Source organism: Xanthomonas sp. NCPPB 3218 (assembly GCF_056725185.1).
Map to the genome: position 1 here is coordinate 3891416 of NZ_CM161516.1, position 20440 is coordinate 3911855.

Here is a 20440-nt window from a genome sequence, read left to right on the forward strand (position 1 = left end):
TGGTCACGTCGACCGCCTGTCCGACCTATCCGGGGATTCCATGAGCATGCTGATCCGTACCGCCCTCGCCATCGCACTGGCCGCCTCGGCCACGCCCGCCCTTGCACAATCGGCCGGCCACTGGACCACGGGCTACGGCGCCGGCTATGTCTCGCCCAAGTCCGACAGCGGCAGCTTCGGTGGCACGCGTGCCGAGATCAAGGGCGCCCCGGCGCTGTCGTTCACCTACGAATACTTCCTGCGCAACAACCTCGGCATCGAGGTGCATGCCGCGGTGTCGGGCAAGCACGATCTGGAGCTCGAGGGTGTCGGCAAGGTGGGCAGCTACTGGTCGGTGCCGCCGAGCGTGCTGTTGCAGTACCACATCAATGGCTACGGCACGGTGTCGCCGTTCGTGGGTGTCGGCATCAACTACACCACGTTTGTCGGTGAGGACGTCGATGACGCCTTCGGCAATGGCGACCTGAGCTTCGACGACTCGGTGGGCGCCACCGCGCATGTCGGTGTGGACTTCATCTTCAACGATCGCAGCGGCCTGCGGGTGGATGCACGCTGGACGAATTCGCGCAGCAACGTCGACTTCAATGGCAGCCGGCTGGGCAAGGCGCGGATCGATCCGCTGACCTATGGCGTGTCGTACCTGGTGTACTTCTGAGCATGCCGCAGACGCCACGCTGAGCCGTGGCTGTGTTCGACCGGGGACGGCCATCAAACCGTCCCGGACCGATGCGTACAATTGCCGGATGAAGACCTTCTCTCCTCGCATCCTCCTTCTTGCCGCAACCGTGGTCGCGGCCCTTCAGCCCATCAGCGCGTTCGCCTGGGGGCCGCAAGGCCACCGCCTGGTGGCGCGCATTGCCGAGACCGAACTGAGCCCGCAGGCGCAAGCGCAGGTGGCGCAACTGCTCAAGGGCGAAGCCACCCCGACATTGGCCGGTGTCGCCAGCTGGGCCGACGAGCTGCGCGAGCACGACCCGGAGCTGGGCAAGCGCTCCGGGCCCTGGCACTACGTCAATCTTGGCGAGCATGACTGCACGTATGCGCCGCCGCGCGACTGCCCGGACGGCAACTGCGTGATCGCCGCGCTCGACCGGCAGACCGCGCTGCTTGCCGACCGCAGCCAGCCGCTGGACGTGCGCCGGCAGGCCCTGAAGTTCGTGGTGCATTTTGTCGGCGACATCCATCAGCCGATGCATGCCGGCTACGCGTACGACAAGGGCGGCAATGAATTTCAGCTGCAGGTCGCCGGCAAGGGCAGCAACCTGCATGCGCTGTGGGACAGCGGCATGCTCAACGACCGCCATCTTGATGACGATGCGTATCTGCAACGCCTGCTGGCGTTGCCGGCGACCGCTGCGACATCGCCGGTGCTGCCACCGCCGGCTGCGGCATGGGCGCAGGCCTCCTGCAAGATCGCGGTCACGCCCGGCGTCTATCCGAGCAAGCACGTATTGCCGGACGACTACATCGCGACCTATCGTCCGCTTGCCGAGACCCAATTGCGCGAGGCCGGCGACCGACTGGCCGCCGTGCTCAATGCGGCGCTGGCCGCGCCCTGAGATGGAGACGCCGATGCAGCCCGAGGTGCTTGCGTTCTTTCACGCCGACAGCAACACCTTCACCTATGTGGTCGCCGACGCGGCGACCGGCGCGGCAGCGGTGATCGATCCGGCGCTGGACTATGCGGCCGACACCAGCCAGGTCGGCACGCGCGCCGCGCAAGCCATCGTCGATGCCGTCACCCACCACGGCTGGCAGGTGCAGTGGCTGCTGGAAACCCATGCGCATGCCGATCACCTGTCTGCCGCGCAGTGGCTGAAGCAGCACTGGCCACAGGCACTCATCGGCATCGGTGACGGCATCCGCGATGTGCAGCAGACGCTTGCGCCACGTTGTGCGTTACCGGACGACTTCCGTGCCGACGGCTCGCAGTTCGATCACCTGTTCGCCGATGACGAGCGCTTCGAGCTTGGCACGCTGCAGGTACGTGTCATCGCGGTGCCCGGGCATACCAGCGACAGCATCGCGTACCTGATCGGCGATGCGCTGTTCCCCGGCGATTCGTTGTTCATGCCGGACGCCGGCACCGCACGCTGCGATTTCCCCGGCGGCGATGCACGGCAACTGTTCGCCTCGATCCAGCGCATGTACGCGCTGCCGGCGGACACGCGCGTGTTCGTCTGCCACGACTACGGCCCGGGCGGCCGTGAGGTGGCGTACCAGACCAGCATCGGCGAGCAGCGGCGCAGCAATATCCACGTGCGCGACGGCGTGGAGATCGATGCATTCGTGGCGCAGCGCCAGGCCCGCGATGCCACGCTGTCCGAGCCCAGGCTGATCCGGCAGGCATTGCAGACCAATCTGCAGGCCGGCCGCTGCGACGGCGTGCTTGGCTGACGCGCCAGCGTCGCCACCACGCGGCGCATGATGCACAGCCGCTATGATCGCTGCCTGACCTTGCTGGAGCTTCCCATGCGCACGATCGGTTTCTGGCAGCGCGCGTTCTGCGTGCTGATGCTTGCCCTGCCCGTCCTGGCCACTGCGCAGAGCGCGCCGGTGACGGTGTTTGCTGCAGCAAGCCTGAAGGAATCCATGGACGAGGCCGCGGCCGCTTACGAAAAGGCGACCGGCACGCCGGTGCGCGTCTCCTACGCCGCCAGCTCAGCACTGGCGCGCCAGATCGAGCAAGGCGCACCGGCGGACGTGTTCTTTTCGGCCGACCTGGAATGGATGGACTATCTGCAGCAACGCGGCCTGGTCGTGCCGGCGCAGCGTCACAACCTGCTCGGCAATACCCTGGTGTTGATCGCCCCGGCCACCAGCAAGCTGCGCGTGGATCCGCGCCAGCCCGGCGCGATTGCCAAGGCGCTCGGTGACAGCGGTCGGTTGGCGGTTGGCCAGACCAACAGCGTGCCGGCCGGCAAGTATGCCGCCGCAGCGCTGCGCAAACTCGGTCAGTGGGATGGAGTAAGCAATCGCCTGGCCGAGTCGGAAAGCGTGCGCGCCGCATTGATGCTGGTCTCGCGCGGCGAAGCGCCGCTGGGCATCGTGTACGGCTCGGATGCACGCGCCGAACCCAAGGTCCGCGTGGTCGCCACCTTTCCCGCCGATAGCCACGATGCCATCGTGTATCCGGTGGCTGCGTTGAAGAACAGCAGCAATGCCGGCACGGCCGCGTTCGTGCAATGGCTGGGCAGCAAGCCGGCCAGGGCGATCTTCGTTCGCCGTGGCTTTTCGTTGCAGGATTGAGGCGCGCCGTTGTCGATGTTCACCCCGCAGGAGCTGACCGCGATCGGCCTGAGTCTCAAGGTCGCCATCGTTGCGGCCATCGCCAGCCTGCCGCCGGGCATCGCCTGCGGCTGGCTGCTGGCGCGGCGGCGCTTTCCGGGCAAGGCGCTGCTGGATGCCCTGCTGCATCTGCCGCTGGTGATGCCGCCAGTGGTGACCGGTTATGCGCTGCTGGTGGTGCTGGGCACGCAGGGGCCGGTCGGCAGCTGGTTGCTGGAACATCTCGGTATCCAGTTCGCGTTCCGCTGGACCGGCGCGGCGCTGGCATGCGCGGTGATGGGATTTCCGTTGATGGTGCGCGCGATCCGCCTGTCCATCGAAGCGACCGACCGCCGTCTTGAAGCAGCCGCCGCCACGCTCGGTGCGGGCCCATGGCGGGTGTTCTTCAGCATTACCTTGCCGCTGGCCTGGCCGGGCCTGGTCGCCGGCATGGTGCTGGCATTCGCCAAGGCCTTGGGCGAATTCGGCGCGACCATCACCTTCGTGTCCAATATTCCTGGCGAAACCCAGACCTTGTCGTCGGCCATCTACGGGCTGATGCAGGTGCCGGGCATGGAATCGGGCGTGTGGCGGCTGGCCGGCGTTGCGTTGGCGATCTCGCTGGCGGCGCTGCTGCTGTCCGAGTGGCTGGTGCGCAGGCCGCATCCGCGCGAGGACGGCTGATGCTCGATATCGACCTGCAACTGCAGCGCGGCAACTTCCAGCGGCATCTCCACATCCAGGACCAGGCGCGGGTGGTGGCCCTGGTCGGTCCTTCCGGTGCGGGCAAGACCACGGTGCTCAATGCCATCGCCGGGCTGGTGCAGCCGCAGGCCGGGCATATCCGCATCGACGGGCGCTGCCTGTACGACGCCCGGCAAGGCATCAACCTGCCCACGCACAAGCGCAGGATCGGCTACGTGTTCCAGGATGCGCGGCTGTTCCCGCATCTGGATGTGCGCCGCAATCTGCGTTACGGCCGGCATGCGCGCGGCACGGCGCCATTCGGTTTCGACGACGTGGTGGCGCTGTTGGGGATTGGGCCGTTACTGCAACGCCGGCCGCGCAATCTGTCTGGGGGCGAAGCGCAGCGCGTGGCGATCGGCCGCGCCTTGTTGTCGCAACCGGCGATCCTGTTGTTCGACGAGCCCTTGTCGGCACTGGATCAGGCGCGCCGCGAAGAACTGATTCCCTACCTGCAACGCGTGCGCGACGAGATCCGTCTGCCGATGCTGTATGTCAGCCACAATCCCGACGAAGTGCAGCGCATCGCCGATAGCGTGCATGTGCTGGAATGAGCGCATCGGCACCGGTGATCACCGCATTCAACCAGCTGGCGTGTCCATGAAACAGTATCGAAAGCACGCATTCCCGGTGGAGCAGGCGCGCCGCTTCCTGGAACCGGGGCCGGTGGTGCTGGTGAGCTCGGCCTACAAGGGCCAGCGCGACATCATGACCATGGGCTGGCATATGGTGCTGGAGTTTTCGCCCTCGCTGATCGCGTGCTGCATCGCCCCCGGCAACCACAGTTTCGAACTGGTCCGGCGCAGCAAGCAATGCGTGATCAACCTGCCGACGGCCGAGCTGCTCGACACCGTAATTGGCATTGGCAACAGCAGCGGTGCACAGATCGACAAGTTCGACCACTTCGGGCTGACCGCCGTGCCCGGCCAACGGGTCGCAGCGCCGGCCATCGCCGAGTGCTACGCCAGTTTCGAATGCCGCCTGCACGACGGCCGGCAGATCAACCGCCACGCGCTCTTTGTCTGGGAAGTGGTGAGTGCGCAGGTGGCCAAGCGGCCCGCGCTTCCCAGGACGGTGCATTACCGCGGCGATGGCCGCTTCATGCTGTCCGGCGACGAAGTCTCGCGGCGGCACCTGTTCGCACCCGACATGCTCTGATCGCCGCGATGCGCGCGCTCAACGCGCCACCTTGCCGGTACGCACGCTGACCTTGCCTTGCCGCACTTCGAAGGTGAACGCGAACGACAGCGTCACCGGTACCGGCTGCTGGCTAATGGCGCCGCTGCAATCGTCCAGCGCGGCCGGCTGCGCCACACCTGCGGCAAACGTGCACAGCGCGGCCGGAACGAACTGCCATTGCTGCACCGTGGTACGCACCGACTGCACCAGATCGGCATTGTCCGGCAGCAGACCGGCCGCACATTCGTCGCGATCGGACATGGGGTCGACGCGCTGTACCGCGCCGTCGGCGGTCAGGATCACATGCGCGCACACGGTGGTCGGCGGCAAGCTCTGCCGCGGCGAATCGGCCGGCAGCACCGGCGCATCGCTGCGCAGCGCGCGCGGCATGCAAAAGCGCTGTGCTGGCGCCAACGTGTAAGACTGGATGGAGCCGCCACCATTGCCACCCGGTTGCGCGCTCAGCATGCGCTGGTCCACCGAATCTTCGCGCTGGCTGCGCTGCTGTTCCTGCACCCCTTGCGTTGCACATGCGCCAAGCGACAGCGCCAGGATTGCGGCGCAGGTCGGCGCAAGGACGGCCGACAACACGTGGCGAGCAGTTGTCGGGTGGGCGTGGCCAGCGCGCAGGAACCGGCGTGTACGAGCGGCACATGCCAATCCCTGGCACCGGGCGCGCTCGCCTGGCAGTTGTGCAGTCGTTTTGCTGGTTGCCCTGGATTGCATCACGGCCTCTCCCGCCTTGCGCAGCCCGCTGAAGCACAACCGGCAAGGCGGTTGGACGCTGGCGCCTCCGAGCGCGCGGCGGCGGCATCGGTAGACGTTTGCTCCGGCCCATCCAGTTCGAACTTCACCGGCACGCGCACCGTGGAAGCAATCGGCTTGCCATGTGCATAAACAGGTTTCAGCCGCCACTGGCGCGCTGCCTCCAGCACCGCTTGATCGAACACGCCGGCCGGCCTGCTCTGCACGACGTCGATATGCTGCGGCACGCCGCCAGGGTCGATGTCGATCTGCAGTTCGACAAAGCCCTCGATACCGCCGTCAAACGCGGCTGCCGGATATCTCGGCGGTTGCATCGTGGCGAAATCCACCGCGTTGCCGGCCGCCAGCGCCGGTTGTGCCGCTAACGCAATGCGTGCCGGCTGCAGCGCCCAGGCGGCTGTACTGATCGTCGCCGCCAGCAGCAGGACCATCGCCACGCGCCAGCGCGCACGCCCGGCAGCAACGGGGGAACCGCGCAGCGCCGCGATCCGCTGCGCCAACGGATGCGATGCAGCCCAATGACAGGCGAGCGGCGTAAAGTCGCGTCCAAGCTGGGTCTTCAGCATGGCGGTGGCGTAACTGCGGCGCTTGCCCGGATGTTGCGCCAGCACGGCCGCATCGCAGGCCAGCTCCTGATCCAGCCGGAACGCACGCCAGGCCAGATGCATCAGCGGGTTGAACCAGCCGATGCAGAGCATCAGCGCCGCCAGCAGGTTGGCATGCAGGTCGCCGCGGCGCAGATGCATGCGCTCATGCGCCAGGATCAGGGCGCGCTCATCGGCGTTGTAGCGCTCACTGAAATCCGCCGGCAGCACGATGCGCGGACGCCAGAGTCCCAACGATGCAGGAAGACCGGCATCGCGCGCGGCCGACCAGAGCCGGTCGTCGAGCCGGTGCAACGTCCCCAGGCTGCGCATGAAACGCCGTTGCCGCGTCCACAATCCGATCGCCATCACCACCGCGCCGCCCAGCCACGCTGCTGCCAGCCATGTTGCCCACGCACGACCTTCGCCATGCACGCTGGAGAGCGCAGGCATGGCGGTCAGCGCCGGAAATCCTGGCACCGCGATGCCCAGAGACGGGCCGGGCAACAAGGCCGCCACCAGCGCCAGCGGGACGCAGGACCAGATCGCATACGCCGCGCCTGCACCCGACCGCTTGCGCAGCGGGCGACGCAGGAGCAGGCAGACCAGCAGCGCAGCGGTGGTGTACAGCGTTGCGCGGGACAACAGGACCCAGGCCTCAGTGTTCATCGTCCAGCTCCTTGAGCAGTTGTTTCAGTTCCGCGATATCGGATGCGCTGAGTTTTCCGCGCTCGCTGAAGTGCGCCACCAGTGGCGCCACCCGTCCGCCGAACAGGCGCTGCAGCAATCCCTCGCTCTGTTGCTGCACCCACTGCTCGCGCGCCAGCACCGGCGAATAGAGATAGCGTCGCCCTTGCTTCTCGGCACGGATGGCGCCCTTGCCGAGCAGGCGGTTGAGCAAGGTCTTGACGGTGGGCTCGGCCCAGTCGCTGCGGCCTGCCAGCGCGGCGACCACCTCGTCGGCGCTGCGTGGCGCCGCATCCCAGAGCACCTGCATCACAAACGCTTCGGCGTCACTGATCGACATGCGATTACATCCGTAATTTTTATCGATTACGCATGTAAATCTTGTCCCTGTCAAGCGCGTTTTCGATTGCCTTGCGGGAAATGCATGCGCAGACCAGGCCTTGTCGGCGATCCAGATACCTGCCCCGCCATCGCCTCGGCTACCCTGCACCGATGACCGAACACCTTACCGACCTGCCCGGCGCGGTTGCGCACATCCTGCAACGCCTCGATGGCCCGCTGCGCGTCGGAGCGCCGTTGGGCATCGGCAAGCCGCACCGGTTGTTGAACGCGTTGTATGCGCAGCTCAAGCACACGCCGACCCGGCCACTGGCGCTGTACACGGCGCTGTCGCTCAATCCGCCCAGGCCCGGCGCGGGACTGGAGGCACGCTTTGCGGCGCCGTTCATCGCGCGCCATTTTGGCGAGGATTTCCCGCGTCTTACCTATGTCGATGACATGCTGCGCGATGCGCTGCCGGCGCATGTGCAGGTGGAAGAGTTCTACACGCAGTCCGGCGGGCTGCTGCACTCCACCCAGGCGCAGGCCAACTACACGAGCCTCAACTACACCCACGCTGCTGCGGCGGTGGCGCAGCGCGCACCGAACCTGATCGTGCAGAAGGTGGCGCGCGAACCGGGCGGCACGCGGCTGTCGTTGTCGTGCAACAACGACATCACCCAGGACACGCTGGATGCGGTGCAGGCGCTCGGCCTGCCGCGCCCCATGCTGGTTGCGGAAGTGGACACGCAACTGCCGTGGATCGGCGGAACCGCGGCAGTGGAGGAGGCGTTCTTCGATCTGGTGATCGACCTGCCCGGTCCGTCGCCGCGCCTGTTCGGGTTGCCCAGGCAGCCGGTCAACAGCGTCGACTACGCCATCGGTCTGTATGCCAGCGCGCTGGTCCGCGATGGCGGCACCTTGCAGATCGGCATCGGCACCCTGGCCGATGCGCTGAGCCATGCGCTGGTACTGCGACATACCGACAACGCCACCTATCGGCGCGTGCTGCAGGCGCTGGACCCGGAACTGGAACAGCATCCTGCGGTGCGCGCCAGCGGTGGCCTGGCGCCGTTCGAGATCGGCCTGTACGGCTGCAGCGAAATGCTCAACGAAGGGTTCAAGCAGTTGGTGGACAGCGGCGTGATCCGCCGCAAGGTGCACGATGATCTGGCGCTGATGCAGCGCATCGCCGACGGCAGCGCCGATGCGGCCGATCACGCGCGCCTGGCCCGCGAAGGCGAGTTTCTGCATGGGGCGTTCTATCTCGGCTCGCCGGATTTCTACCAGTGGCTACGCGAGCTGGATGCGGACACGCGCGATGCCATCGGCATGCGTCGCATCAGCGAGATCAACCAGCTGTATGGCGGCAACGAAGCGCTGGAGCGGCTGCAACGCCGCGATGCGCGCTTCTTCAACTCCTGCATGATGGCCACCGCGCTCGGCGCGGCGGTGTCCGACGGGCTGGAAGATGGCCGTGTGGTTTCCGGCGTGGGCGGCCAGTACAACTTCGTGGCGATGGCGCATGCCTTGCCGCAGGCGCGCAGCGCGTTGATGCTGCGGGCCACGCGCGATGCCGGTGCACACGCAGCGAGCAATGTGCGCTGGAACTACGGGCACACCACCATTCCGCGCCATCTGCGCGATCTGTACATCACCGAGTACGGCATCGCCGACCTGCGCCACCAAACCGATCAGGATTGCGTGCTGGCGATGGCCGGCATCTGCGATGCACGCTTCCAGGACGCGTTGCTGGCAACCGCCAAGGCATCGCGCAAGCTACGTGGCGACCCTGCACTGCCTGCGCGTGCGCAACGCAACACGCCGCAGGCACTGGAACAGGCGCTGGCGCCGTTCCGCCGCGATGGCAGCCTGCCCGACTACCCGCTCGGCAGCGACTTCACCGAGGTCGAGCAACACCTGCTGCGCGCCCTGAGCTGGCTCAAACGCGCCACCGCCGGCAATAGCGCAAAGCTGATGACCGTCTGGCGCGCACTGCTGTCACGCGAGAGCGGCGATGCATACGAAGCCGCCGGTCTGCAACGGATGGCGCTGGATGCGCCACGCAGCATCGCCGAACGGGTGCAGGCACGGCTGCTGGCGTATGCCTTGCAAAAGACCAGAGTGCACTGACGCGCCGGTGTCGCGAAAAGCGATGCCATGGCGCGTTTTTCGCACTGTGACGCACGACGGCAACACGGCGGAAAGCCTTGCGTCAAATTTGGCCCGGATGATGGCGACCACCTTCTTTCCGGCCTGGCTGCATGCGCTGCTTATTCGTTGTTTCGGCTGTGAATCCACGCGATGACCGCACAGCGAAGCCATCACGCGCAAGGCGAAGCAACACACGTAGCGCTGCATTCCTTGGCCTGCTGATGCTGGCCGGCGTGACCGCGCATGCCGCGCCTCGCCTCACCGATCTGCAATACATCGGCAGCCACAACAGCTACCACGCCGGCTTCGCTCCCAGCGAAGCGACACTGCTGCAACGACTGAGTCCGGAGCTGTTCGCGGCACTGGATTACCGCCATCCGCCACTGGGGCAACAACTGGACGATGGCGTCAGACAACTCGAACTGGATGTCTTCGCCGACGCCAACGGTGGTCGCTACGCACACCCGGCCAGCGTCGCGCAGATCGCCAAGGCCGGCTTGCCACCCGCACCGCCCGGCGCACCGGCCGGAGTGATGAGCAAACCCGGCTTCAAGGTCATGCACGTGCAGGACGTGGACCAGCGCAGCACCTGCCAGCCCTTGATCGCGTGCCTGCAGGAAGTGCGTGCGTGGTCGAAGCAGCACCCCGGACATGTGCCGATCTTCATCCTGCTGGAAACCAAGCAGGCGCCGGTGCAACTGGCGTTTCCGACCGTGCAGCCGGAGCCGTTCGATCCGGCGACGATGGATGCATTGGATGCCGAACTGCGCTCGGTGTTTCGACCCGGCGAGTATCTCAGCCCCGATCAGGTCCGTGGCAACGCAGCCACGCTCAACGCCGCAGTGCTTGCGCATGGCTGGCCGTCGTTGAGCGAGGCACGCGGCAAGGTGGTGTTCCTGCTCGACCAACGCACGGCCGGTGCCAGCTACCTGCGCGGGCATCCGTCGCTGCGCGGACGCGTGTGCTTCACCAATGCCGTGCCTGGCCAAGACGATGCCGCCTTCACCGAACTCAACGATGGCCCCGCCGAGACGATCACCCAATTGGTGAAAGCCGGCTACCTGGTGCGCACGCGTACCGACGCCGACCTGAAGGAAGCACTGCAACACGACACCACCCGCCGCGACCGCATGCTGGCCAGCGGCGCGCAGTTGCTCAGCACCGACTTCCCCCCACATGAGCCGGCCGGCAACGGTTACGTGGTGCGCTTCGAAGGCGATGCGGTCGCACGCTGCAATCCGCAGCTGGCGCAAGCGCACTGCAAGGGCGACGACCTCAGGCACTGAGTCCGGGTCACTGCCGTCGTCGCAATCTCCGCACCACACACAGACCTGTCGCAACGGAAGGCGTCGGCGATGCACACCCGCACCCGCAGTAAGGGGCACTCCATCTTCTCCAACCACGCGAGCCATTGCATGCAGTCCCCACGCACCACCCATCGCCTGACCTGCGCCATCGCGCTGGCACTGTCCGCGCCGGCGTTTGCCGAGACGCCGGAGCTCGGCACCACCACGCTGGATTCGGTCAACGTGCAGGCCAAGCACGCCGCCGCACCGGGATCGCTCAACGAACAGCGCCTGTCCAGCAGCGTCAACAGCGTGATGAGCAAGCAGCAGATCGATGCGATCCCTTCGGGCGGCATCGCCGATGTCGTGTCGCACATGCCGGGCCTGTCCGCATACAGCGACATGCATCTGGGCCAGGCCACCACCGGCGAAAACGCCTACGTCAGCATTCGCGGCATGGACGCCAGCTACAACGCCTACACGCTCAACGGCTTCGGCATGCCGGAAACCGATTCATCGACGCGCGCAATCTCGTTGAACATGCTGGCGCCGTTCGGCATCCAGTCGGTGCAGGTGTCCAAATCCCCAACGCCCGACATGCCCGGCGATGCGATCGGCGGCGCGATCGACATGCGCACGCCCAATGCCTTCGACTTCGGCCAGGATGTCTACGCCAAGAGCACCGCGCAGGGCCAGTTCAATGCGCTGGCCTCGAAGCTGGGCGGCAAGGACAGCGGCGGCACCTTCCAGCAGGAGCTGGCCTGGAAGTTTGGCGATGGCCATGCCTTCGGCCTCTACGCATCGGCGTATTACGGCAGGAACAACAACATGGCGCAGGCGCCGGCGCCCAACAGCAAATACGTGCCGGCCGATCCCGCCCTCGCCACTGCAACCGACCTGCGCGATGTCGGTCCGTTGATCAGCACCCGCTACAAGTACAGCCTCTACACCAGCCAGATCGAACGCTACGGCGGCAACCTCTCGCTGGATTGGCAAGGCGACAACAGCGCGCTGTACGCGCGTGCGATCTACGGCAGCTACGGTGTCACCGGGCAGCAGGACCAATCCAGCGCGCGCCTGGAAACCTATCGCAACCAGCCCACCGCCGTGCGTGGCGGCTACTTCAATACGCACGATATCGACGAAAAACTGGCGACGCTGCAATTGGGAGGCCAGACCACGCTGGGCCGCTTGCGCTTCGACTACGGCAGCTCGGTCGGTCGCGGCACCCGCAGCCGCCCGGACTACGTATCGGCAAGCCTGTATGGCTTTACGCCCGGCAGCTTCGCCTTCGACCTCAGCAACCCCCGCTATCCCAGCATCGCGCCAAGCACGCCTGCCTTGCAGGACTTTTTCTACAACCTGGATTCGTCGTTGCTGTGGAAGGTGCAGGGGCACGACGCCGGCAGTCACGACAACCGCATCAATGCGCACACCGATATCACCTACCAGGTCGACGGCGACGTACTGGACAGCGTCAAGCTCGGCCTGTCTGCCGACCACTCCGACCGCGGCGCCTACGATCACCCGTTCTTCCACAAGGACGGCAACTTCGTCACCAACGGGCCGTATTTTGGCGGACCCAATTACGCCTTCCCCACCGCAGGCGGGCCGCCACTGAGCGCGATCCCGGGCCGCGTCACCTATCACGCCTTCGACGGCCGCTACGCCGGCCCGTTCAAGCTGCTGGACCGCAACTGGATGCTTGCGCAGGCGCTGCCCTACAAGTACGTCGACGATCCCAACGGCGCAGGCGTCTATACCGCCAACGACTACAACGCCAACACCACCTCCAGCACCGAGGCGATCTATTCCGGTTATGCAATGGCCGCGCTGCATGTCGGCTCGGTGAGCGTGCTGCCCGGCGTGCGCTACGAGTTGACACGCTATGCGGCCGAATCCTGGCAATCCAGCGGCGATGGCAGCACCGGCAGCTTCGTCGGCACCGGCAGCACCTATGGGCAAGTGCTGCCGGGCATCAGCATCAACTATCGGCCGGATGATCTCACCGTGTATCGGGCTTCGTTGCGGCGCAGTTTCAGCCGCCCGGCGTTCGGCCTGATTTCCGGCGAGACGGTGTACACCATCGACGATACCCAGAAGGTGGTCGGCATCTCCAGGCCCAATCCCGATCTGCAGCCGAGCAAGGCCGACAACGCCGATCTCTCCGCCGAGTTCTACGATCACAGCGGCGGCGTGCTCAGCGCATCGACCTATTACAAGCGCATCACCGGCTTCATCTATACCTCGCAATCGGCGACCAGCAACGACAACACCCTGGGCGGGCTGGTACCGACCGGCACCACCTTCGAAAACGGCGTGCCGGTGACCATGCCGCAGAACGGCGGCACCGCCAAGCTCTATGGACTGGAGCTGGCAGCGAGCAAGCGCCTGCAGGAGTTGCCGGGCCTGTGGAGCAACGTCGGCGTCACCGCCAACCTCACCCTGCAGCACAGCGAAGCAGACAGCAGACGCAGCGACCAACCGGAAAAGACCTGGCTGCCACGCGCACCCGAGCGTATCTACAACCTGGATCTGTTCTACGACGATACGCACCTGCGCGCCGACCTGAGCTACAACTACACGGGCCTGCAATTGCTGGGGCTGACCAGCGACCGGCTCAACTATTACCTGCAACCGGTCAAATCGCTGGACTTCACCGCGACCTATCATCTGCCCCACGTCGATGTCGGTGTGTCGGCCAAGAACCTGCTCAATGCCGCCACGTTCTACGAAACCCAGGGCAAGTCAAAGCGCTACATGGCCTACGACCCTGGCGCCGACGGCGCCTATGTACAGACCGGACGGGTGTACATGCTGACCTTGGGCTACACCTACTGACGGCAGACCTGCACAGCTGCAGCGCCATGTCTGCAGCTGCAGGGACCGGGTCTGCACCACTCCGTATCGATCGCCTGATTGACATGCAGGCGATCGATTACGGCGTGGTGCACAACTCTCTCAGCCGCTCGGGTAGAAGTGGCAGGCAGCGGCATCTATGGCAGCTGTGCGGAGACGAGATGGCAGGTATCCACTCCTGACCCGCATCGCGACTGCGCGCCCAGTCAGTCCCGGTGCAGCCATTTCACGCAGACCACGCAGGCGGCTCGGGCAAGGTGCGCGCATGCCTCTTCCGGACCTGCTCATGCCACCACGCATCTACGCTCGCGCCTGCTTGCTCGCCCTTGCTCTGGGCACCTCCCTGTCCGCACTGGCGCAAGCGCCGCAGCCCGCCGCCGCACCTGCGCCGGCACCTGCAGCAGCTCCCGCTGCGACGGTCGTGCCGACTGGCCCGCGTTCGGACCTGCATGCGCAGGTGCTGCTGGATCGCGCGCATTTCTCGCCCGGACAGATCGACGGCGAGCGCGGCTCCAACCAGAAGCGTGCGGTGTCCGGATTTCAGGCAGCGCACCAGATCAAGGTCACCGGTGAGCTGGATGACGCCACCTGGCAGGCCTTGCAGGCCGACACCACGCCAGCGCTGGTGAAGTACACGCTCACCGATGCCGATGTGGCCGGGCCGTTCCAGCCGATTCCGAAAGGACCGGCCGAACAGGCCAAGCTGACGTCGCTGGGCTACACCTCGGTGGACGAGGCGCTGGGCGAGCGTTTCCACGCCGCTCCGGAACTGCTGCGCCAGCTCAACCCCGGCGTGGATTTGAACAAGGCCGGTGGCGTGATCCAGGTGCCGAACATCGACGGCGTCCCGCCATTGGCCAAGCCGGCCAAGCTGGTGGTCGACAAGTCCGAGTCGACGCTGCGCCTGTTCGATGCCGACGGCAAGGTGTATGCGCAGTTCCCGGTGTCCTCCGGCAGCAAGCACGACCCGCTGCCGATCGGCCGCTGGAAGGTGTTGGGCGTGGCGCGCGACCCGGTGTTCAAGTACAACCCCAAGCTGTTCTGGGACGCGAAGAAGGGCGATCAGAAGGCCACCCTGCCCTCCGGCCCGAACAATCCGGTCGGACGCGTGTGGATCGATCTGTCCAAGCCGCATTACGGCCTGCACGGCACGCCGGAACCCGGCCATGTCGGCAAGACCGAATCGCATGGCTGCGTGCGCCTGACCAACTGGGACGTGGTCAATCTGGCCAGCGTGGTTGGCCCGTCCATGCCGGTGGTGATGCAGGAGTAAGCATGAAACTGCTGATGATGCTGGTGGTCGGTGTCTTGCTCGGTGCAGCCGGCTATTGGTGGCTGGAACGCGAGGCACCACAGGCGGCGGTGGCACCGGCGTCCGCAGCTGCACCCGCGGTGACAGCGCAGCCTGACGCGCCAGAGGCGGCAATGGCAGCGCCTTCTGCAGCTCCAGCGGTTGCCGCTCCAGCCGTTGCCGCATCGTCGCCATCCACCGAGATGATGCCCGCCGCAAACACGCCAGCCGCGCCTGCGTCTGCAGCCGCTCCTGAAGCTGCGAGTTCAGGCAGCGGCCTGCTGATTCCGGTGCAAGGCATCGGCAGCGGCCAGCTGCAGGACACCTTTACCGACGCACGCAGCGAAGGCCGCGTGCACGATGCCATCGACATTCTTGCGCCGACCGGCACACCGGTCATTGCAGTTGCAGACGGCACGGTCGAGAAACTGTTCAAAAGCGAGCGCGGTGGCCTTACCGTCTACCAGTTCGATCCGAACGGCACGTACTGCTACTACTACGCACACCTGGAACGGTATGCCGACGGCCTGGCAGAAAAGCAGGCAATCAAGCGCGGCCAGGTCATCGGCTACGTCGGCAGTACCGGCAATGCCGATCCTGCCGCACCGCACCTGCACTTCGAGATCCACCGCCTGGGGCCGGAAAAACAATGGTGGAAGGGAGAGGTCTTGAATCCCTATCCCGTATTGCATGGCGACCAGACCCTGCAGTGATGCACTAGGCGGTAATGCACACATAGGCCTGCGCGCGATGCGCAGGCCTGTGCATTCAGATCAACATGCCGCCCGATACCTCGATGCGTTGCGCGTTGATCCACCCGGTTCCCGGCGCGAGTAATGCAGCGACCACCGGCCCGATATCGTCCGGCAGCCCTGGGCGTCCCAGCGCCGTGACCGACGACACCATCGCATTGACCTGCGCGTTATCGCGCACGCTGCCGCCGTTGAAGTCCGTCTCGATCGCACCCGGCGCCAGCGTATTGGCACGAATGCCACGCGCGCCCAGTTCCTTGGCCAGATAGCGGGTGAACACCTCCATCCCGCCTTTCATCATCGCGTAAGCCGAGGCACCGGGCAGTGCGAAACGTGCCAGGCCGCTGGACACATTGAGGATGCGTCCGCCGTCGGCGATCAGCGGCAGCAACGCCTGGGTCAGGAAATACGGCCCTTTAAGATGGATGTTGACCAGGGCGTCGAACTGCGCCGGCGTGGTGTCGGCGATGGCCGCGTGCAGCCCGGTACCCGCATTGTTGACCAGCGCATCGAACTGCGTGCGGTCCCAACCGGCCAGCACCTGCTTCAGCTGCTCGGCGAATGCTGCGAAGGACTCGGCGTCGGCAACATCCAGCGGCAGTGCCTGCGCACGGCGGCCAAGCGTGTGGATTTCGGCGACCACCGCAGCGGCCTCATCTGCCTGGCTGCGGTACGTCAGCACGATATCGCTGCCATCCGCAGCGAGCGCAAGCGCGGCATTGCGGCCCAGGCCGCGGCTGCCGCCGGTGATCAGGGTGATCGGTGTAGTGGTCGACATGATGGACTCCGTTGCGTGTCGGGATGCGATTTGGAGCAATCACAGAGCTGGTCGGTGACCGCTGGCGGGGGTGACATTGCTTGGCCGTGCCAAGACTATTGCGCTTGCCGCGCCACATAAATCGGTCCAACCTGATTGCACCGTTCAAGAACGTCGACCAATCGATGGATACCCTGGAGTCGCTACGCGCCTTCCTGCGCGTCGCCGAGCTCGGCAGTTTCACACGCGCCGCCGAAACGCTGGGCCTGCCCAAAGCCAGCGTCTCCACCGCCGTGCAGCGGCTCGAAGCCTCGCTTGGGACGCAGCTTTTGCATCGCACGACCCGCCGCGTGCAACTCACCGGCGATGGCACCGCGTTCTACCAGCGCAGCCGCGATCTGCTCGACGACATGGACGAATTGCAGAGCATGTTTCAGCGCGAGCGCAGCCAGCTGCGCGGGCGCCTGCGGGTGGACATGTCCTCCGGCATCGCGCGCAATTTCGTGATTCCCGCGCTGCCCACGTTCCTGGCGCAGCACCCGCAGCTGGAGGTGGAAATCAGCGGCACCGACCGCCGTGTCGATGTGGTGCGCGAAGGCTTCGATTGCGTGTTGCGCGTGGGCACGCTCGAAGACACCAACCTGGTCGCACGACCGCTCGGCGTGTTTCGCATCATCAACTGCGCCAGTGCCGACTACCTCGCGCGACGGGGCATGCCGCAGCGCCTGGACGATCTGGTTCACCACGACCTGGTGCATTACGTGCCGACGCTGGGCCAGCGATCATCCGGCTTCGAGTACCGCGATGGACCGGCCTACCAGCTACTGCCGATGCGCGGCCCGGTGACGGTCAACAACGGCGATGCCTATCTTGCTGCGGCATTGGCGGGCCTGGGCATCATCCAGGCGCCGGCCAGCCCGTTGCGCCCACACCTGGACAGCGGCGCCTTGATCGAGCTGCTGTCCGCCATCGCGCCGGAACCGATGCCGGTCACCCTGCTCTACGCGCAGCGTCGCCATCTGCCGCAACGCGTAGGTGCGTTCATGGACTGGGTTGCAGAGGTGATGGCACCGTATCTGGACCCGCTGTAGCCCTGACCGTCGATGCGATTACCGGCACGTCTTCGCGTGTACGTTTGCGTAGGCAGGAAGTGTTTCTGTAGCGCGCCGACATTGTTGGAAAGCATCAGTCGCTTGCGCGCCACTTCGATACCACCGAAGCAAACCGATACCAGCAGGCAGTGCGGCATGCGCCGCAGATCCACGATCACTCCGCTGGTGCCAGACACAAAAACAGGCACCTTCTGCAAGGTGCCTGCATCGTTGCAACACCAGGCCAGGCGCTGACATCGCGCCCGGCCCGGTCTGCGATCAGAACGTGTAGTTGAAGGTCAGCATGCCGTTGCGCGAGGCGCCCCATGCGCCATAGCCACCGTTGAACTGAGAGTAGTAGCGCTTGTCGAGCAGGTTGTCGACATTGAGCTGCACCGAGAACTGCGGCGACAACCGGTAGCGCGCAAACGCGCTGACCAGTGCGTAGGCACTCTGCTGAAAGGCGCCGTAGACCGGGTCCACATAGTACGAGCGGTTCTGCCAGTTGACGCCACCACCCACGGTCAGATCGCTCCACGCACCTTGCGGGGTGTAGCTGTTGAACAGCTTGAGGGTGGTGCGCGGCAGATGCGTATTGATCGAGGTGCCGCTGTCATCGCGCGCGGTGTAGTGCGAGGCGCCGAAGGTGGTGTTCCAGCTCTCGGTCACCCGCCCGGACACCTCGAAATCGAAGCCTTCGCTGACCACGCCGTTGGCGGCTTCATACGCCGACTCGCTGCTACCGGGGACGAAGCCGCCGGTGGCCACGCCCAGGTTGTCCTGCTCGATGCGGAACACCGCAAGCGAGGCGTTGAGCCTGTCGTCGAACCACGCTGCCTTGACGCCGGCTTCGTAGCCCTTGCCCGTCAACGGATCCAGGTAGCCGCCAGTGGCATCGCGCAGGGTCTGCGGGTTGAAGATTTCGGTGTAGCTGACGTACGTGGACCACACATCGCTGATGTCGTAGACCAGACCGGCGTACGGGGTGACTTCGGTCTGGCTGTCGGAGAACGGCGCCAGTCCCTGCGTGGCATCGAAGTTGCCGCCATCGATCTGCCAGTCGGTGTAGCGCGCGCCCACCAGCAACTTCAGCGAATCGGCCAGCGAGAAGCGCGCAGCCACGTAGGCCGCCTTCTGCTTGATGGTGCCGGTGCTCTGCACCGTGCGCGGGCTCCAGTTGGGTTCCGGGTAGGCACCGGTCCAGCCGAGGTAGCTGTCCAGCGGCGCCGGGAAATCGAAGGTGCCGTTATTGACGTACTCGCGGCGGTTGTAGCTGGCGCCGGCAACCAGCTGATGCTCGCGACCGAACAGCTGGAACGGGCCTTCCGCATAGACGTCGGCACCATCGGCCTTGCGCTCGGTCAGGTAGTTGCCCGAATACGGCACCACGCCGCCACCGGTGGCGCGGTCGAAGCCGAAGATCGTATAGAACGGATAGAACAGGTGATTGGCCGCTTCGGTCTTCTCGTGGCTCAAATTGGCCTTGAGGGTCCAGCCGTTGTCGAAGCTCTGCTGCAGGCTGGCGAAGGTGCGCTGCAGGCGCGTGTCCCAGAACGTCCAGTCGGCCGCCGGGTTGAACGAACGGTCATAGTTGGTGCGGGTGCCATCGCTGTAGAACAGCGGGAAGCCGCCCCAGGTGACATCGTTCGATTCCTTCTTCTGGTACTCGTAACCCACGCTCAGCAAGGTGCTGTCGGTGAGGTCGGCATCGATGATCGCCGAGCCGATCTTCTTGCGCAGGCCGTAGCGGTCCATGTCCGACTCGCCGTCCTGGTACACGCCGATCACGCGCGCACGCACGGTACCTTCGGGGCTGAGCGGCACGGTGACATCGGCCACGCTGCGGGTCTTGTTGAAATCGCCACCGCCCACCGACACGGTGCCGGTGAAGTCGCGGCTGAGCGCATGCTTGCGCACCAGGTTGATCGAGGCCGACGGATTGCCCGAGCCGGTCAGCAGGCCGGTGGCGCCACGCACCACTTCGACGCGGTCGTACAGCGCCACGTCCAGCGCCGAATCGCCGTAGCTCCAGGCCTGCTCCATGTACGCCGGGATGCCGTCGAACTGGTAGTTGTCGATGTAGAAACCGCGCGCGTAGAACTCCAGCCGCTCGCTGTCGCTCTGCGCCACCGAGATGCCGGAGACGTTGTTGAGCACATCGGTGATGCTCTGCAGATTCTGGTCGTCCATGCGGTCGCGCGTGACCACGCTGACCGACTGCGGGATCTCCCGCAGCGACAGGTTCATGCGCGTACCGGCGGTGGTCTTCTCCACCGTATAGCCCTTGGCCTGCTCGCCCTGCACGATGAGCCGGTCCAGGGTGGTGACCTCGGCATCGCCGGCCGGCGTTTCAGCCAGCGCCTGGCCTGCCGACAACGTGCACAGCGCGGCGAACACCGCATGCGACAGCGCGCGCGGACGCTGCGCAATGGGAAGAAGACGCATTACGGTAGGACGATTCATCACAGCTCCAGCACAGACAGTCGAGGGCACCGGTCGCGGCAAGGCTGCCCGACGGCGAGACAAGGGGGAGGACGTGCCACGCGACCGTGGCAACGCGCCATTTTAATGGGAATGATTTACATTTTAAACAGGTAATTCAGGCCGCCCTGCATCGCAATGGCGGGGAGCGAACGCCACAGCGGCCTCCGGCCGCGACCCGGCGGGCAAACGCCTGCGCACCGGCCACCCGGGCGACGCGCGCTG

18 protein-coding genes and 1 other RNA gene are annotated in these 20440 nt (G+C 65.7%); 13 read left to right on the plus strand and 6 right to left on the minus strand.

The features are described 5' to 3' along the window. Positions 1-40: 40 nt before the first annotated feature. The 7 genes from AC1PLS_RS16125 (at position 41) to AC1PLS_RS16155 (ending at position 5169) form a co-directional block, all read left to right on the plus strand. Positions 41-655, plus strand: coding sequence for an OmpW/AlkL family protein (locus AC1PLS_RS16125; RefSeq protein ID WP_184433652.1), 615 nt, complete (start codon positions 41-43; stop codon positions 653-655). Further along, entirely contained in the window at positions 627-1559 is a 933-nt protein-coding gene (locus AC1PLS_RS16130) for a S1/P1 nuclease (RefSeq protein WP_260300146.1), read from the plus strand. The genes AC1PLS_RS16125 and AC1PLS_RS16130 overlap by 29 nt, the downstream gene beginning before the upstream one ends. A 13-nt stretch (positions 1560-1572) precedes the next feature. Further along, positions 1573-2397, plus strand: a complete 825-nt coding sequence (locus tag AC1PLS_RS16135) for an MBL fold metallo-hydrolase (protein ID WP_184433647.1) — start codon at positions 1573-1575, stop codon at positions 2395-2397. A 75-nt stretch (positions 2398-2472) separates the two neighbouring features. Continuing rightward, positions 2473-3249, plus strand: coding sequence for a molybdate ABC transporter substrate-binding protein (gene modA, locus AC1PLS_RS16140; RefSeq protein ID WP_102596950.1), 777 nt, complete (start codon positions 2473-2475; stop codon positions 3247-3249). A gap of 15 nt (positions 3250-3264) precedes the next feature. After that, on the plus strand, positions 3265-3951 hold the full coding sequence (modB, locus tag AC1PLS_RS16145) for a molybdate ABC transporter permease subunit (RefSeq protein ID WP_172454204.1): 687 nt from the start codon (positions 3265-3267) through the stop codon (positions 3949-3951). Then, positions 3951-4565, plus strand: coding sequence for a molybdenum ABC transporter ATP-binding protein (gene modC / locus AC1PLS_RS16150; RefSeq protein WP_016902262.1), 615 nt, complete (start codon positions 3951-3953; stop codon positions 4563-4565). The genes modB and modC overlap by 1 nt, the downstream gene beginning before the upstream one ends. 46 nt (positions 4566-4611) lie before the next feature. Beyond that, the gene (locus tag AC1PLS_RS16155) at positions 4612-5169 is read left to right on the plus strand and encodes a flavin reductase family protein (protein ID WP_184379126.1); all 558 of its coding nucleotides are present in this window, start codon (positions 4612-4614) and stop codon (positions 5167-5169) included. Between the two features lie 18 nt (positions 5170-5187). On the opposite strand, the gene AC1PLS_RS16160 is transcribed toward AC1PLS_RS16155, so the two are convergent. The 4 genes from AC1PLS_RS16160 to AC1PLS_RS16175 all read right to left on the minus strand — a co-directional run bounded on the left by AC1PLS_RS16160 (position 5188) and on the right by AC1PLS_RS16175 (position 7566). Beyond that, on the minus strand, positions 5188-5781 hold the full coding sequence (locus tag AC1PLS_RS16160; RefSeq protein ID WP_439655006.1) for a hypothetical protein: 594 nt from the start codon (positions 5779-5781) through the stop codon (positions 5188-5190). After that, a non-coding RNA gene (locus tag AC1PLS_RS16165) (sX9 sRNA) lies at positions 5770-5845 on the minus strand. Before AC1PLS_RS16165 ends, AC1PLS_RS16160 begins: the two co-directional genes overlap by 12 nt. Positions 5846-5915: 70 nt before the next feature. Then, a complete protein-coding gene (locus AC1PLS_RS16170) occupies positions 5916-7208 on the minus strand; it encodes a TonB family protein (RefSeq protein ID WP_184433644.1) in 1293 nt (430 codons plus the stop codon). Then, entirely contained in the window at positions 7198-7566 is a 369-nt protein-coding gene (locus tag AC1PLS_RS16175) for a BlaI/MecI/CopY family transcriptional regulator (RefSeq protein ID WP_184433641.1), read from the minus strand. Before AC1PLS_RS16175 ends, AC1PLS_RS16170 begins: the two co-directional genes overlap by 11 nt. 152 nt (positions 7567-7718) lie before the next feature. On the opposite strand from AC1PLS_RS16175, the gene AC1PLS_RS16180 reads away from it, so the two are divergent. The 5 genes from AC1PLS_RS16180 (at position 7719) to AC1PLS_RS16200 (ending at position 15847) form a co-directional block, all read left to right on the plus strand. Then, positions 7719-9677, plus strand: a complete 1959-nt coding sequence (locus AC1PLS_RS16180) for an acetyl-CoA hydrolase/transferase C-terminal domain-containing protein (RefSeq protein WP_481103854.1) — start codon at positions 7719-7721, stop codon at positions 9675-9677. Positions 9678-9919: 242 nt separating this feature from the next. Further along, positions 9920-10984, plus strand: a complete 1065-nt coding sequence (locus AC1PLS_RS16185; protein ID WP_184433636.1) for a phosphatidylinositol-specific phospholipase C1-like protein — start codon at positions 9920-9922, stop codon at positions 10982-10984. A 129-nt stretch (positions 10985-11113) separates the two neighbouring features. Beyond that, positions 11114-13825 (plus strand): TonB-dependent receptor, encoded by a 2712-nt coding sequence (locus tag AC1PLS_RS16190; RefSeq protein WP_481103855.1) that lies wholly within the window; start codon positions 11114-11116, stop codon positions 13823-13825. Positions 13826-14186: 361 nt separating this feature from the next. Then, the gene (locus AC1PLS_RS16195) at positions 14187-15116 is read left to right on the plus strand and encodes a L,D-transpeptidase family protein (protein WP_184434382.1); all 930 of its coding nucleotides are present in this window, start codon (positions 14187-14189) and stop codon (positions 15114-15116) included. Between the two features lie 2 nt (positions 15117-15118). Then, on the plus strand, positions 15119-15847 hold the full coding sequence (locus AC1PLS_RS16200) for a M23 family metallopeptidase (protein WP_184433631.1): 729 nt from the start codon (positions 15119-15121) through the stop codon (positions 15845-15847). 55 nt (positions 15848-15902) lie between these two features. On the opposite strand, the gene AC1PLS_RS16205 is transcribed toward AC1PLS_RS16200, so the two are convergent. After that, complete coding sequence (locus AC1PLS_RS16205) at positions 15903-16664, minus strand: SDR family NAD(P)-dependent oxidoreductase (RefSeq protein ID WP_184433628.1); 762 nt, start codon at positions 16662-16664, stop codon at positions 15903-15905. Positions 16665-16762: 98 nt separating this feature from the next. Between AC1PLS_RS16205 and AC1PLS_RS16210 the strand changes: the two genes are divergently transcribed. Continuing rightward, the gene (locus tag AC1PLS_RS16210; RefSeq protein ID WP_065032772.1) at positions 16763-17734 is read left to right on the plus strand and encodes a LysR family transcriptional regulator; all 972 of its coding nucleotides are present in this window, start codon (positions 16763-16765) and stop codon (positions 17732-17734) included. A 279-nt stretch (positions 17735-18013) separates the two neighbouring features. On the opposite strand, the gene fhuE is transcribed toward AC1PLS_RS16210, so the two are convergent. Further along, complete coding sequence (gene fhuE / locus AC1PLS_RS16215) at positions 18014-20197, minus strand: ferric-rhodotorulic acid/ferric-coprogen receptor FhuE (protein ID WP_184433626.1); 2184 nt, start codon at positions 20195-20197, stop codon at positions 18014-18016. Positions 20198-20440 lie beyond the last annotated feature (243 nt).